Genomic DNA, 14679 nt, shown 5'->3' with positions numbered 1-14679 from the left:
CCTTGAGCCGCTTTGTGTAGCACCTCGCTTGAAAACGCTGAGGAAAGCCATTCGTTGAAAATGAGTTTTGTGAAAAACGTCGAATGGTTTGCTGAGTAAAAAATGCCCACAGCGGTAACAGTGTTGATGCCTTTTTCAGCGTTTCCAGCTGAATTTTAAGCTTCATACAAACATCAACCTTTTCAAATACAAAAGTACAAAAATATCGGCTTGTAAGATACCAGCCAAGTTGCTTTAAAACCAGAAAAATGGCCGTATTTTGAATGAGAATGTGATGAGGAGGATAAAATAATAAGCAATTAAAAGCATCAAAAGTAATATTTTCTAGCGAATATAATTAAACTATAGATTATAGCCACTTAAGAATTAAAAGCTGTAGTTAAGTGGCATTTAAGTTGATTAATTAACTGTGATTTGCAAGCATTCAGCCAATTTACATTTAGTCGACCATGATTGCCCTTGTGCCAAATGTGTGCATGATAACTTACCCGCCGCTTGAAGGTCTCCATCATCTGTTGCTACTGATAAAATAGCATTCCAATAGCTTAGGTTTGGTGCAGGATATCCAGGATCTAATAACATGATCTTAGTCACTTGATCGCCATATGTTTCATAGCCTATCGCAACCGCCCAATGTCCTCCTCCCCCTTGCCAATTTAGACCGATAATGACGGGATCCCCATTGTTGATAGCTTCAGCAATTTCGTTTGACTTAGCTCTAGTTGTAACCGATTCGAGATCTTTTGCCCTAACTTTTCCGTTTGGATGATGTTTAAAAGTTTCTAGCAACCAAGATAAATCGTGGTCAAAAGTTCCATCACGTACCATGGTGTCAAATGCATAAAGATTGTTCCAAAATTTGCCTAGTCGTGTTCTACCATCTTGTATATTAAGATCTGTAACTTCTTCCCTACTCAGTACATTCTGCGTGATCAGGGCCATTAGAAGACTATAAGGGCCACATGCGCCGTCGACATCACCTTGACGCAATGCAACAAGATTCTCTTCATTACCTATAAAAACGCCCTTTTCAATTAGCTGAAGTTGAGGTAAAACACTAATAGTACGCATAAAAAATCCTTTTGATGCTAATAAATAATAACTACAACAATAGTGAAGTTGTACTGTGGATTATTGTAAAGAAATGGTCAATCATTCTGTATTGTAAATGTATTCAAGTCACATCAGATGCATAATTCTTGCTCTATCTATTCGGTAAATAACCTAAACTTTGTCATTCTTAGTTTGAATTAATACTCTTCGTTCAATTTTACTTCGATTCTTATAACATATTTAAGTAGTATGAAATTTAATCAGAGTTTTGACTTGTATAAGCTTCAAGTGCTTTACGCAAGCTGTCACTAAGTTGAGTTCGAAGCGATTGCGGTTCGAGTACAGCTATATTTGCGCCCTGTCCTTTTAACCACCAGTTCAATTGCCAACTATTGTGCACTGTTGCTGTCAGTTCATAAAAGTGCTCGTCTAAAGGCATTAATACCATATCGTCAGACATAGGGCTTTCGGTTAGATAAAATGCTAACTCTGCGGTGATCTTAGCTTTAAGCTTTAGGGTTTCGCCGTTAGAGAAGTGCATTGCACCGTCTTGTATGTATTGCTGTAAATTGAAATCTGCTGGACGAATACCTTGCTCGTAGGTACGTTTTACCGTTTGAAAACGGTGCATTGCGAAGCGCTTTATAGCGGCATTCTCATGCCTTTTTGTTATATCTTGAGCAATCAGGTAAAGCACGTCTCCACGTTGCACTAAGGCAAGCGGCATGAGGTGGTATTCAATCGCCGCGACCTTTTGCTTTGCCTGATAGTAAGTTCGAATGGTTTGATCCCTCAACAAAGCTTCTTGTATTTCCTTTAACAGTGTTTCGTTGATTACTGGGGGTTTAAATCCCATATCAGGCATTACACTCGCGACTTTATCTAACCACTGTGCGTTATAGTCATCTTTTAAGGTATTTAATAGCTGGCGAGAATGCTCAAAATTGTTTTGTAAATGTCGTTGCATCGCCGGTGGCAACAGTTGCTTTAGCGATTTTTCAACCAACATCAGCGACAAAGCATCCGTCAAACTTATAGTATCGATATGAGTCCGTAAGCCGCCCAATTCTGTGCTGCGCCACAGATAGGGTTTCTCCTCGGTTTCTGAATAAATGGGAAAATACTGTGATAGTACATCTAAGTCTCTTTGCAAGGTTCGGTGGCTAACGTTAAAACCTTCATTAGCAATCAACTCCAATAGTTCGGTGCTTCTTATCCCTTTATCTGTGGGAATAAACTTAAGCAGTGTTTGTTGCCTGAGAAGCGTGTTTGCATTTTTATTTGCCGACATAACAGACCTTTTAATCTAATGATGAACCATGACACGACAAAGCTTTAGTGATTAAGCAGATAACCTACCTGAAAATATTTCTCGAAGTAGTCCATATATTCTGATTTATCTCGGTACCAATGTTTTGCTCTTTCTTGAGTATCTTCATCATAATATTCTTCAAATACGTTGATTAGTGCGTCACATTCATTGGCGCTAACGGGGAGTCGGCTCATCAAATACATTAACTCTTCAGGTGTGAACCTTGGCATGTTCATCAATAAAAATAACCAGCCTTGTTGGATTGCACAGTGCTTTTGCAATGTTCTACGAAACCAGTATTCATAGCCCCATTCTCCAACTGGATAATGTTCCGGCGCAAGGGCTAAGGCTTGTAGTAAGCTACTGCTGGGATGAAAATGCATGACTATTTTTGCCGCCAGCATTATAGGCACAAAATCACGATTGAAGGCTTTATTAGGCTCCCTTGGCTTTGATTTCCCCTTTCTTGCTGGCAAGGGTAATTTTGATTTAAACCATTGATGTTCAGTACGACTGCGGGGATCTCCTCCATAGCGACGATTTAATCTTTGGATGGTCAGATAATGCGCATCAAGTAATAATTCAGCCTGTTCAAGTAAGACACTCGGTTGCAAAGCGGGATCACTGCTTGTTGACATTAAAGCCATCAATGATTCATTACTATTGAGAAATAGTGTCCATAAGCTATAAAAAGGTGAATCTTCTTCCATGGCGTATTTTCCTGAACGCGTAGCGCAAAGGGCCTTTACATTTCTAGCTGGGTTTGGAAGCTTACTTTCCCAGCAATCTAATGCGAGGCGAACCAACAATGTCATGTCGTATTCTTCGGCCCACGGGTTGCTGTAGTCATCTCTCATAAAATTATCAACCATATCAAACTCTTGAGATTCTTGGATCCATACGCGCTCTGTCAGAGTTGGTTGCTCAGCATATCCAATACCAAATTTATTCTCATCATCAAGGAGAGCCAATAACGCTTCAGTTTCTTTTTTAAATGATTTAAAGATGATCATAACCCGCCCTCTTAGATTTTCGGTTAATAACTAAATCAAAATACTTTGCATAATTTTCGAGTGAATTGTTTGCGCCTGGGTAATAGCCTTGCGGTTGGTATTTATCAAAAAAAGCTTGTTTGACAGCGATGCATTCAATAGCGTTTGAGTTCGGCTTTTCGAGCAAAAACAACAAATGCTCTGGAATAATGTGTTCGAAATTGTTAACTAGAAAGTTGATGCCTTCTTTTTGATAGCAATGACTGAGTAAAGTACGGATTAGCAATAATTCCCCTGCATTTGGGTACAGCAAATACGGTGGCCAACTGAGTGCGACATCCTTAAGAACGTGGCTATTAGGTTTTAAGTGCATCAATAACAGCGAGGCCAGCATAAAATGATTGCTGTAGGTTGAAAAAATTGCTGAGCCATCATCACGAGCTACTTCTGTAGCTGCGCGATAATCATCCCAATGTTTTGATTCAAAACCTTCCTGCCGTTCCCTTAGTGTTGAATGTGTTATTAACAAAAAATCTAATAGTGCTTCGGCTTCAGTGACTAAAGAAGCCTGAATTGATTGAGATGCTGCTAACATTTGACTCAGCGAGCCATCATTAACGTTCGCGCAAAACGCGGCCCAAAGTTTAGATAACTCAGGGTAAGTATCTTGGTTATGAAGCGGATTACGCGATGCTAATAAGTGTTTAATTGCAAGAGCATTAACACATAACGATTGCGTCGATTCTTTTAATAACAATCGAGAAAGCAGTAGCTCGTCATACCAACCTTCTGGCGTCGCTAATACATGTTGATATATTCCTTTCCAATCTTCAGAGAGTGCTAACCAGACTCCTGGGAAGTCCAATAATATGTCCCCAGGTTTTAACTGTTCGTAATGTGGAACATCACCCTCTTCAAGCAGGGTAAGTAGGCTGATTGACTCAATAACTAGACCATCCATAGTGCACCTCAATTCGTTATTTTTAAATATTATACGTAGAGGTGCGACAGCTTGTGTCGTAACTAAAAGGAAGTGTGTACAAGGACTCTTATATTATCGCTAGGTACTCAATCTTAGATAACCTGCGGTATAGAAAGTGTGGTGTGGGGCTGGAGGCTAGATACCTCCGGCTACCCGATTAGACTATTTTAAAAAACACTATTCGTTTGAAATATTGCGATACAAGAGTTATCCAAGGGTTTAAGAAACATAGGAATACCCCCTTGGTTTTTCATTACGATGTAATCACCTGTTTCAGCTAAAAAATTAAAAGCTTTCATTTCACTAGCGTATGCAGTGCAAGACTTCGAAGAAGTAATTATCGATGATTCAGTAACGTAACACTTTTTATTCTTAACCCGATACTCAGCCTCTAAGAAAACGGTATCTCCTTTTGAGCCATATATGCCTGTAAGTTTTAAAGAGTCATTTTGGGTTTCTTTAAACGTATCAGAAAACACCCTAATATCACTTCCTGACGCAAGCCGAAATGTATTTTTTATGCCTGCATCACAGCCATAAAATGATCTATCATGAGCTTGCTTTAAGGCAAAAGAGATAAAATCAGGATCCCCATTCGCCATAGAAAAATTTGAAAGGCAAAGTGTCCCGATTAATAATCCAATTTTAGTTTTCATATACTACTTCTCTCTCCTATTTTTGATTAATTGCGCTGCGCTGTTTGCTGGGCATAAATTGCGTATTGAACTTGGTCGCTCCCACATCCATGTAAATGGGTATGAATAATGTTATAGGAATTTGCTTTTTTGCGATAGCGGTCATTTATATAGTTTTGAAGGTAATTAATTGATTTCGTTTTAGCTTTATCATTCTTTTAGGCTAACTTTCGACGGATTGTTAACCTTGATTGACAGCATTTGGGCCCCCAATTCAGGCTTGTACACGTACCACACTAACCCCATAAGACTGGCGGTTTGTCACTGCCGATCATTCCGCTACGTCTTTAGGATGTGATTATCCTGACATGCGTACTGGCTGACCTTGGTTGTTTAACATCACTACCGACTGCGGCTTTATCAGTCCAATAAACTGCAAATGACCTAATAGGCATTGCGGGCATGACCACAAACAGTCTTCCTTAACCAAAAGACTCGCTAATACCACCTGCGGCTTACATAATTGCGGTTTAATTAGTGCTAACTTTTTGCGGCGGCAGGTATTAGCGAGAAAAACCAAAGTGCCTGAGTCGCATCAATCCTTTAGGCAACACATACAGTGAATAGCGGCGGATAAACTCATCACAGCTTAGCTGTATTTACTTATGCTGCTGACCGTCACGATTGAAAACTGACATCTTCTGCGATCACTTCTGCAATTCTTGACTGATGCTGCATGACTCTACGGGTATCACGCCCAAAGTATTCAACCACGGTTTCGGCGCGGCTCAGACATGCTTTGTTGTAAACACAACACGAATTTGCCATTAACTAAGGTTTCACCATAGGGATATCCAGTTTACGTTGTCGCAGTGACCGTAACCGCTTGGCCCGATAATCGCTGGAAAAGCTTTCACCGGAAATAGATATTTCGGTAAGTTAATTTTAATGATGTCTACTGGCAGAATCGTATTGAACATCTAAACTAAAATTGGGTTGTTGCAATGTTCGTGATATGCAGTCCGGTTTATAGCGTAAATCAGCTGCTTAAACGCACTTGCGCCTTTAATATTTAAGGAGCAACCCATGACAGAAAAACTGACTCAACAAGCTGAAATAACAGCAGAACTGTTCTCTCTTGAAGGCATCCCTACCGCATATGGTTGTCGAATGGATGATATTGAACAGATGAAATTGCATTGTAAGTCAATCCAACCGTTCAAAGCTTGGTGCGTCGTTTCAGAGTGGATCATTTGGATTATTGATGTCCCACAAGGCACCCCTGGCACTCACCCTATTAAAGAGCTGGTACTGGCGAATCACATAATTGAAGATGGCCAAGGCCGTTTCCCCAGTGGCGGATGGGTCAGAACCACAATTGTTGTCCATACTCACCATAACTGCATCTTCGAAACGAACAATACCTTCTACATTTTAGTGGGGAGCGGTAACAGTAAGCGCCTGTCCCTCAACGAGTTTGGTCAGAAAATTAAGTTATTCAGTCAAATCTACTGATACGCTCAAAATGGGCTCTTGAATAAGGGCCTACCTACCTTGCTAGTAAAGTCGATTATGATATAGAGTAAACCACATCAATGGGACTGGAAACGCTACGCGTTGACAGTCCCTCTTGAAGCGTTAGTTATGCAAATTCAATGAGATAAACTGACTTTACACGACCGAAAACCACAATTGCAATGGTTGAGTGATTCAAGAATCAACCCAAATAAGAGCCGTGATAAATAAGCAGCCAAAACAAAGCCCACCTTTCAACAACAAACCAAGATTTTGGAACAAACAAGTTCAACGGGCGAAAAATTCAGCAAGTGAGAAATGCTCGATTAACTTGCCCTTTCCACACTTTGCTCCCCGCCAAACTGACAACGCGCCAACGCTAAAATTGATTGAGGCAAACAAAGAAATTTGCCTGTTTTACGGTTTGAATTAACCAATAATTTGAGGGTAAAAAAGCTCATTTGCAGACAACACAAAACGAATGGCCGGAGAAATCCAAAAAGATTGAGCCCCTAAATTTACCTGAGTTGCATAACGCCGTGGGCAGGTGCGCCCCACCTGGTTATATGCCAAGCTACTCACTTACAGAATTTCTGAGCACTTCAGAAACCCATTGATTGATACTTTTGCCCTCAGCAGAAGCTCGTGCAGCTACTTCAGCATGTAAATGCGGCGGTATGCGAAGATTAAATTTTCCAGAAAACTCCTTGCTTGGTTTGATTCCCTTTTCTTTACATACTTCAAGGAATACTTTGAGTGAGTTTTTGAATTCCCGACGAAGACTGGCAGGATTTGTGCCGTAAAAATCTGCACTTCCATTAAGTCCAAGAATCTCTCCTCGAAACTGATCGAGTTGAGGGTCATATTCAATTTTGGCCTTATAACCGTCAACCACCATTATGTTCATGGTTTCACCTCGTTCTCTTCTAGCCATTTCCAAATACTGGTAATTGCTCTTTTATCCGTATTCGGAGATGGGTGGGGCCGATGAAATACTCGTACTTCATCAAACAGCACAACAGCGACTCGAGAGCCTGCTCTTTCGGAAACGTCTGCACCTAATGCTTTAAACAAAGCTTCGATGTCCTTCTAGGGTGTAGTGCCGCTGGTAGGGCGAAGATAATATTGCTCCAGTGTCTTTTGGTGCTTTCGCTTCACTAACTAATGGTACCACTGAATAGTACCATATCAAGGAACTAGGCATATAACGCCGCTCTAATAAGTGAACCATATGCTGGCGTTTGTGTACGCCCAGCATGGGCATGAACTAATGAGGTTAAAGTCTTCTGTAGGAAGGTCACTGTTCAATAACATGCTGTTATTAATAGTTAACTACTAGCGAATGGCAAGGGCTTATCATTGATGATTGGTTTGAAGGAAGCCGCTAGCAAATTTGCGAGCTGATGAACAAGAACATCATATGAGGCGTAGGCTAGAGGTGAGTTGGCAGGGCCTCCCCCACTAAGTAAGGGGACAAAACGACGAAACCACGTGATCTAATGGCCACCGTAAATGAGCAACCAGCCCTCAACAGCGATTTATTCCAACAACTGCTTCAGCCTGAGAATCTACACCGAGCTTGGCGTCAGGTTAAAGCCAATAATGGCTCGGCTGGTATCGATGGCATGACCATCGAAGCCTTCCCGCTTTGGGTGCAGCAAGGCGGTTGGCAACAGTGTAATTCTCAACTTGAGTTAGGTGAATATCAACCCTCAGCAGTCAGACGCGTAGAGATCGACAAACCCGATGGCGGTAAACGCAAGCTGGGTATCATGATCTCTTAATGACTAAGTTAAGGATCAAGGTACAGGATAAGCGTCTGCTGGCGCTTATTGGTAAATACCTGCGTGCAGGCATGATGATCAACGACCAATTTGAAGCAAGCTTCGAAGGCGTACCTCAGGGCGGCCCACTCTCACCATTACTATCAAACATCATGTTGGATAGTCTGGATAAAGAGCTGGAAAGCAGAGGGCATCACTTCGCCCGCTACGCGGATGACTTTATCATCTTGGTCAAGTCTCAAAGAGCGGGCGAACGTGTCCTCAAGAGTATTACTCGCTATCTTGCCACTAAGCTAAAACTGGTTGTTAACGAACAGAAAAGCCAAGTGGTTAAGGTAGGCCAAAGCAAGTTCCTAGGGTTTACCTTTAACCGCGGAAAGATCCAGTGGCATGTCAATACACTGCACATCTTCAAACAAAAGTTAAGACGACTGACAAACCGTAATTGGGGCGTGAGCATGAGCTATCAATTGTTTAAAGTGCGGCAATACATGCAAGGCTGGATCAACTACTTTGGCATAGCCAACGCTTACCAAGAGTGTGTCGATTTAGACCACTGGATCCGTCGTCGAGTACGTATGTGCTACTGGCGTCAATGGCGAAAGCCACGGACTAAGGTACAAAACTTACTCAAACGTGGCGTCAGGATCCAAGCGGCCGTTGCTTGTGGAATTACAAGCAAAGGGCCGTGGCGAAGCTCGAAAACACCAGGGATACAGCAAGCGCTGAGTAATGAGTATCTCAAGAAAGCAGGTTTATGTTCACTGAGAGATGGATGGATTGCAGTTCATTATCCTAACCAGAAAGTGAGTTAGGCGTTCTAAATGAACCGCCCTGTGCGGAGCCGCATGCAGGGTGGTGTGGGGGCTGGAGGCTAAATACCTCCGGCTACCCGATTATGTGCTGTTAATCAAACTTCTTAAGTTTTGCATCTCTTAAGTCTTTAGGCAAATACTGAACCCAATTGCCAAGACCAACAACTTGCTTAGGCTGAAGAGTACAGTGACTTAATAGGTACTTTCTTAGTGACTGAACGAATTTAATGCCATCTTCTTTTTCACTTTTACTAAGATGGGCTTCAGTTCTATCCAAAATAAATTTATAAGCGTGGCAAGTAGATAAATTTCGAATAGAGAGCTTAATATCTATCTTTTCAGATGCATATTTTTCTAAATTTAATATATGGTCAACTTGCTTTTCATTTAAATCGTTGTGCTCGATATAATAATTATAGTATTCATTTAAACTTTTATACGAGAGAGACTTGTTATTGAGTTTGAACTCATTTAGAAGCTCTTCTCGTAAAAGCAGGTACGATATTGCCAATGACTTCTTTTTTTCCTCACTTACGCCACTACCGCTGCCACCACTAGTTTGCATGCCTGTACCAAGAGAAACTAGGGACTTAGTAAGATCTGGCACATCCTTTAGATCATTATTTCCATGTGTCTCTGCGCATTGTTTACCACCAAAGTAAATTGTACCGTCCTCGGACTCCATATAATAAGCTGTACCGGACGAAAGCTTATGCCCCTTTGCGCAATATGACTCTGTATCTTCATTCACAAAGTCTTTTTTAATAATTTTCAAAAATAACCTCATTCATTTATAAGTAGGGAAGCCTTCAAACACACCAAAGAACATAGCGCCCAAATAATGGGCAAATATCAGTTGGTTAAAATAAGCGACGAAGGAGCAAAAACCAACAGTTATTTGTCCTGATTAATTTGCTTGTTAGTTTACAATTACGCCAATACTAGTGAAAAAGCACTTAGCCAAATTAGCTGAAAGCCATATGAAATACGCTGATGGATGCCAGGATTGCTTTGGGATTTTACAGCTTTAGCCATTGCGAAAAGAAAATAAACAGCAGCGACAACAGAAACCAATGAAAAAATGCGGAAATATAATGGAATAATTTCAGTTGTTGGACTGATAGCAATTAATATTGGTGCTACAACTAATGAAAGCAACATGATAAAACCTGCCCAAGAATGTACCTTACAATTAAAAGTTGGATTCTTAGTAAATGGATCGGCGTCCATTGGGAAGTAACCGGCGACCCATGTACCAACACCATGAGCTATAACTAACCAACCAGCAATATTCACTAAAGTTGAAACATTTGAGAGTTGAGCCAGATACCAACCGAAAAAGCAAAATAGAAAACCAAGAGGATAATTATTAATTAAAGGAGACAATTTTTCAGTTGGGCTACCAGTCGCACCTAACTCACTACAAAATTGCTTTGAATGGCTGTAACCAGCATAAAACCTACTTGCTACATAAACACCAATGAATATCCAGATTGTTGCAATTAATCCTGAATAGATCGCAATACTCTCAAACACCACCAAACTCCCTTTGTAAACTAACGTCTTAGTATTTATGCGCTGTGCTGTTTACCTCATTAGACCAGTAAAAACGCGCACAGTTAACCACCTGTATGCAAAGAACTTATCAGCTTTTTATCAAATACACCATCCGGAAAAACGCGCATGCGCGTTTTCCAAACCTATCAACTAATTTGGCCGAAGTGTATCCAAATGATTTTAAGGGGGTTTATTAATTTTAGGATGGATAAACGCGCAAACTAATGAGTTTAAAAACACTCAAAAGCATTGAAATTTAAATACGACTGTATACCCATACATTGTTAGTCGCTTTACGGTATGGCTATATATTTGGTAAATAGATGAGATTTTGTAGGGTAATTCATTCGTCAGTTTTCGATTCACTAAATGAATGCTAGCAAGTTTTGGGGCATAAGCTATTTAGAACAGACTGCCATATTGATAACTTAAGATTGGCATTGTTGTATCCACTGTTCGTCGTTGCATTCGTATATTTTATTGTGACTCAGGAATGAACGGATCGACCGCAGTTCATTACCCTAGCCAGAAGTAGGTTCGGTATCTAAGGTCTAATACCCGCATGCCTTGACAAGCAAAAACGTTATAGATGGTAATGTTATCAGTCATATCACCAACCTTCCCCTCTCTTGTGGACAACAAATAGAGTACGCTTCAAACATTTGCCCCTTACTCAACTCTCGCGTTAATACGCCACATGAAGGCATGCAGCTACATTCCGGCGTGTTTAGCGCGTCTTGCCCATCGAGGTTCAACATGCGTTTATCTGGCCAAAAAAACATACATTTCCAAATCGCGACATCAGGGGCAACTTTCGAATGGGTTATGCGTAATTAAAAACAATAAACTTGCCTTTTTTCACGGTTTGCTAAAAAAAATCTCCATTTCCTCAAAAATATTTTTTGCTGACAAATTTAAGGTTAATTCGTCGTTTATATCATTGTTATGTAGTAACAAATTTTAATGTGGGTTAATCGGCTTACCCTTAAGTTAGCGATGTTCATATCGTCATTTTGTAAAGATAGATTTACAGCGCAAATGCGCTTATGCAGAGCATGTTTTAAAAAATAATGCTTTAAAAACAATGATTTTTAAAAATCATTGTGAATGCATTTTTTGAATGTAATGCGTTTTTAAAATACGTTTTCAAGCTAAAAGAATTGAAATAAAACAGCGAGGTATCAATAGCGATTGGGGGGCATCGAAGCGTGATGAACGCCTGCATGTTTTTTTAAAATGAATTGTGCCTTGCGCGAAAATTCACAAGTTTTTGTGGATTTTCGAAAATTGAATATGCTGCTCGCGTGTTAACAAACACACGTGAGCGCTTTCCCCGTGTCGGGAAAGACGTTTGCCTTATCCATAGGGGTAACCTTTAATTTTAGCAGAGATTAATTTTTCCGCTGCAAATTAACGGTTAGCACTCTGAAATGTAGCAAGAGGTGTAACGTGAGTAACAAGTATAAAGCGAATAAATCACGCGGCAGGCATGTATATCAATATTTTTCGCAGAAGAATCAAGCCCCGCTGAAGGTCGAATCATTCCTTGAATTGTGTGTTGCGGCGCAGATGGAGTGTGAACCGAATATCGTTGCCTATGCTGCGCAGCCTGAAAGCCTGCATCTCCATGACAGTATTACCCATAAGACCATTCGATATACACCTGATTTTCTTATTAAATATGCTAATGGTGCTGCGGCATTTATTGAAGTCCATCATTCAAGTCATATCACGAAAGACTTCCAGTCGCGATTAGCGCTATTCAATGAATACTCACTTAAGACGGCTAATGTCCCTATCGTCCTCGTTGATGAGCGTCAGTTAACGCCCATGATTTATACCAACCTCCAGTTAATCGCTAATCGGCGTTCTGCACGGTTATCATGTTCGCTCAACCATGCAGACCTACCTGAATTGTTGACATTTGAGGCGTTAGTCGATTGGCTCAAGCCTAGAAGCCAAACGTCCGTGGGTGATGCATATCATTTAGTCGGGGCCGGTTTTTACCAATTCGACAAATCACAGTTGCTACTGGCAAGCACAACCCTGAATAAGGTGATGCTATCGTGATGTTTGCTCAAGCGCGTGACCATCAATTCCACAATAGCAACGGCGACATCATGACGGTCTTGTTTGCTGATGACGTGTCGATTTTGCTCGAAGTGGATGATGATGAAAAAACGCGAGAGTTCTTAGCGCTAGATGTATTTAGCACAAAACTGCATGAAAAAACCCTTTTTCCCAAACCGGTCGAAAAAACGCGTCTCATTTTGTCCCCAGTACAGCAAGCGACTCGGGATTCGCGGATTGTTTATATTCATACGCTGCGCGACCTGCTGCAGAACGACGAAACCCTAAAGCCGACGACGTCCACTACCTATCAGAAAATGATTGAAGTTGTTGAGGAGAATTACCCTGCACTCAGAGGGGCTGAACATCCCAAGAAAACAACGATTAACCGTTACTGGAAGACTTGGATAAGCTCACGTTTCAATGATGACAGTTTAATCTGTAAATCACGCTCACATACCCCTCGTATCGGTGAGGAGTCTAACGCGTTAATCGACACGTATTTGAGCACGACTTACCAAGATAGTCGCCATAAAGTGGCTACGGGTCATTATGCTTGTTACAAACAAGATGCGCTGAAAGCACGTGAAACAAATCCCAATATTATCGTTGCAAGCAAACGAACGTTTTCGCGCAGAATTGAAGCGAGACAGTCGATTTGTGACAAATTAGACGATCCAAAAACTCCCCACGCTGAACGTCAGCAGCTCTCACTTAACCTGATTAAACGGATAAAACTGCATTACCCATTGCAACGTGTTGAACTCGATTGTTTGCACACAAATATCCGTGTTATTGATGATGTCACGGGGGAGTTAACTGAGCCTGTGGTCATCTATTATGCACTTGATTGTTATACGCGTGCACCGCTAAGTATGGTTTTTGATTATGGTAAAGGAGAAGCGACGGAGGTTGTTTTACAGTTGATCCAAAATACGTATTTGCGTGACGACAATCTCCCCTTTTGCGGTAAGACAGATACGTTCATCATGGATAATGGCCCTGCATTTAACAACAAGTTAATTAAGAGTCTATGTGAACAGCTGGGGAGCAATATCGTTTATACCCCTTCGAATACACCGTCAGCGAAACCCTTTGTAGAATCGCACTTTAGAGTGTTTAGGCAAAAATTTGAATCGATGGTGGTGACGGATTCAGCCGGCAACCGCACTGTTGGTTTAAATACCTATCCGAAAAAAGGCACTAGAACAAAAATAAATCCACTTAAGAATACGCATATCACTGCCAGTACGTTCACAAAGATAATCAATACCATGCTGACAGAATACGCTCACAAGACCCATTCAGGGTTAAATTGTTCACCGATATTCTGTTGGCAGCAATCTAGGGTGGTGCAATCTTATTATGATTACGATTCTATTAAGCACCACTTCCATGTCGCGACACAGGCGCATGAGCAGCAACTCGATTCAAGAGGTTTTGTCCGTGTATTGAAACACCGCTTCACCAGTGTTGAACTGAAAAAAGTGCATACGTTACTCATGACCTATGGTCACAAAAACGTCAACCCCACCGTTCAGGTGTTTTACAACCCCTATGATGCAAGCAGTGTCACTGTCAGCGTTGCGCTCCCGAACGAGACAGAGGCCAGGTCAATCGTTGCTTATAACTATGATGAAGAAATCAACTCGCGTTGGCCCGTTTCCTTTGCACAGTTAAATGGCAAAGTGCAGAAGGACAACACATTTTCCAAACTGAAAAACATCAGGTTACGGGTCAATATGCCGTTACGATTGACCGTTTCATTCCCGCCAAAACAGTACGCAGTAAACGAAGTGGCAAACCGACAAGTTCGTTTGAAGACAATAATGCAAAAGAGCTTTCAATCGAGCTGCGCATTCAGAATGCCAATGCGACTGACTCATTAAAAGATATTAAGTGGCAAAACTCATTAGACAAGACTGAATTGGCTGACAAACAACGCGCAAGCCAACTGAATGAAC

12 protein-coding genes and 2 pseudogenes are annotated in these 14679 nt (G+C 41.1%); 4 read left to right on the top strand and 10 right to left on the bottom strand.

Annotation, left to right across the window (positions count from 1 at the left end):
- Positions 1-399: 399 nt before the first annotated feature.
- From OX890_RS12830 to OX890_RS12805, 6 genes and pseudogenes are all read right to left on the bottom strand, one after another.
- Complete coding sequence (locus OX890_RS12830) at positions 400-1071, bottom strand: hypothetical protein (protein ID WP_012089224.1); 672 nt, start codon at positions 1069-1071, stop codon at positions 400-402.
- A gap of 238 nt (positions 1072-1309) precedes the next feature.
- Positions 1310-2344: a helix-turn-helix transcriptional regulator gene (locus OX890_RS12825; RefSeq protein ID WP_126491957.1), complete on the bottom strand. Its 1035-nt coding sequence runs from the start codon at positions 2342-2344 to the stop codon at positions 1310-1312.
- 44 nt (positions 2345-2388) lie between these two features.
- A complete protein-coding gene (locus tag OX890_RS12820) occupies positions 2389-3378 on the bottom strand; it encodes a hypothetical protein (RefSeq protein ID WP_126491956.1) in 990 nt (329 codons plus the stop codon).
- Entirely contained in the window at positions 3365-4318 is a 954-nt protein-coding gene (locus OX890_RS12815) for a hypothetical protein (RefSeq protein WP_268649340.1), read from the bottom strand. Before OX890_RS12815 ends, OX890_RS12820 begins: the two co-directional genes overlap by 14 nt.
- Positions 4319-4506: 188 nt before the next feature.
- Entirely contained in the window at positions 4507-4995 is a 489-nt protein-coding gene (locus OX890_RS12810) for a hypothetical protein (protein ID WP_126491954.1), read from the bottom strand.
- Positions 4996-5332: 337 nt separating this feature from the next.
- A pseudogene (locus OX890_RS12805) lies at positions 5333-5903 on the bottom strand (transposase); the annotation flags it as partial.
- 157 nt (positions 5904-6060) lie between these two features.
- On the opposite strand from OX890_RS12805, the gene OX890_RS12800 reads away from it, so the two are divergent.
- On the top strand, positions 6061-6489 hold the full coding sequence (locus OX890_RS12800; RefSeq protein ID WP_126491953.1) for a DUF6957 family protein: 429 nt from the start codon (positions 6061-6063) through the stop codon (positions 6487-6489).
- A gap of 574 nt (positions 6490-7063) precedes the next feature.
- On the opposite strand, the gene OX890_RS12795 is transcribed toward OX890_RS12800, so the two are convergent.
- Positions 7064-7396: a type II toxin-antitoxin system HicB family antitoxin gene (locus tag OX890_RS12795; RefSeq protein WP_126491952.1), complete on the bottom strand. Its 333-nt coding sequence runs from the start codon at positions 7394-7396 to the stop codon at positions 7064-7066.
- Positions 7393-7572 (bottom strand): type II toxin-antitoxin system HicA family toxin, encoded by a 180-nt coding sequence (locus tag OX890_RS12790; protein WP_310473069.1) that lies wholly within the window; start codon positions 7570-7572, stop codon positions 7393-7395. The genes OX890_RS12795 and OX890_RS12790 overlap by 4 nt, the downstream gene beginning before the upstream one ends.
- 416 nt (positions 7573-7988) lie before the next feature.
- Here OX890_RS12790 and OX890_RS12785 point away from each other — a divergent pair.
- Positions 7989-9088: pseudogene (locus OX890_RS12785) on the top strand (reverse transcriptase domain-containing protein).
- A gap of 91 nt (positions 9089-9179) precedes the next feature.
- Here the strand turns inward: OX890_RS12785 and OX890_RS12780 are convergent.
- Positions 9180-9863, bottom strand: a complete 684-nt coding sequence (locus OX890_RS12780) for a hypothetical protein (RefSeq protein ID WP_126491951.1) — start codon at positions 9861-9863, stop codon at positions 9180-9182.
- Between the two features lie 155 nt (positions 9864-10018).
- Positions 10019-10624, bottom strand: a complete 606-nt coding sequence (locus OX890_RS12775) for a DUF998 domain-containing protein (protein WP_006086154.1) — start codon at positions 10622-10624, stop codon at positions 10019-10021.
- A 1470-nt stretch (positions 10625-12094) separates the two neighbouring features.
- On the opposite strand from OX890_RS12775, the gene OX890_RS12770 reads away from it, so the two are divergent.
- Both OX890_RS12770 and OX890_RS12765 read left to right on the top strand, forming a co-directional pair.
- Positions 12095-12715: a TnsA endonuclease N-terminal domain-containing protein gene (locus tag OX890_RS12770; RefSeq protein WP_126491950.1), complete on the top strand. Its 621-nt coding sequence runs from the start codon at positions 12095-12097 to the stop codon at positions 12713-12715.
- Positions 12712-14604, top strand: coding sequence for a transposase family protein (locus tag OX890_RS12765; RefSeq protein ID WP_232005098.1), 1893 nt, complete (start codon positions 12712-12714; stop codon positions 14602-14604). The genes OX890_RS12770 and OX890_RS12765 overlap by 4 nt, the downstream gene beginning before the upstream one ends.
- Positions 14605-14679 lie beyond the last annotated feature (75 nt).

It is taken from the genome of Shewanella sp. DAU305 (assembly GCF_026802235.1).
Lineage (GTDB): Bacteria > Pseudomonadota > Gammaproteobacteria > Enterobacterales > Shewanellaceae > Shewanella > Shewanella baltica.
The sequence above is the reverse complement of the archived record's forward strand: the minus strand, read 5'-3'. Positions and strand labels throughout refer to the sequence as shown.

What these genes read in the sequence shown, in the direction of transcription:
- OX890_RS12810 (WP_126491954.1), bottom strand. Translation starts at nt 4,995, where the DNA reads ATGAAAACTAAAATTGGATTATTAATCGGGACACTTTGCCTTTCAAAT.
- OX890_RS12825 (WP_126491957.1), bottom strand. Translation starts at nt 2,344, where the DNA reads ATGTCGGCAAATAAAAATGCAAACACGCTTCTCAGGCAACAAACACTG.
- OX890_RS12830 (WP_012089224.1), bottom strand. Translation starts at nt 1,071, where the DNA reads ATGCGTACTATTAGTGTTTTACCTCAACTTCAGCTAATTGAAAAGGGC.
- OX890_RS12815 (WP_268649340.1), bottom strand. Translation starts at nt 4,318, where the DNA reads ATGGATGGTCTAGTTATTGAGTCAATCAGCCTACTTACCCTGCTTGAA.
- OX890_RS12800 (WP_126491953.1), top strand. Translation starts at nt 6,061, where the DNA reads ATGACAGAAAAACTGACTCAACAAGCTGAAATAACAGCAGAACTGTTC.
- OX890_RS12795 (WP_126491952.1), bottom strand. Translation starts at nt 7,396, where the DNA reads ATGAACATAATGGTGGTTGACGGTTATAAGGCCAAAATTGAATATGAC.
- OX890_RS12820 (WP_126491956.1), bottom strand. Translation starts at nt 3,378, where the DNA reads ATGATCATCTTTAAATCATTTAAAAAAGAAACTGAAGCGTTATTGGCT.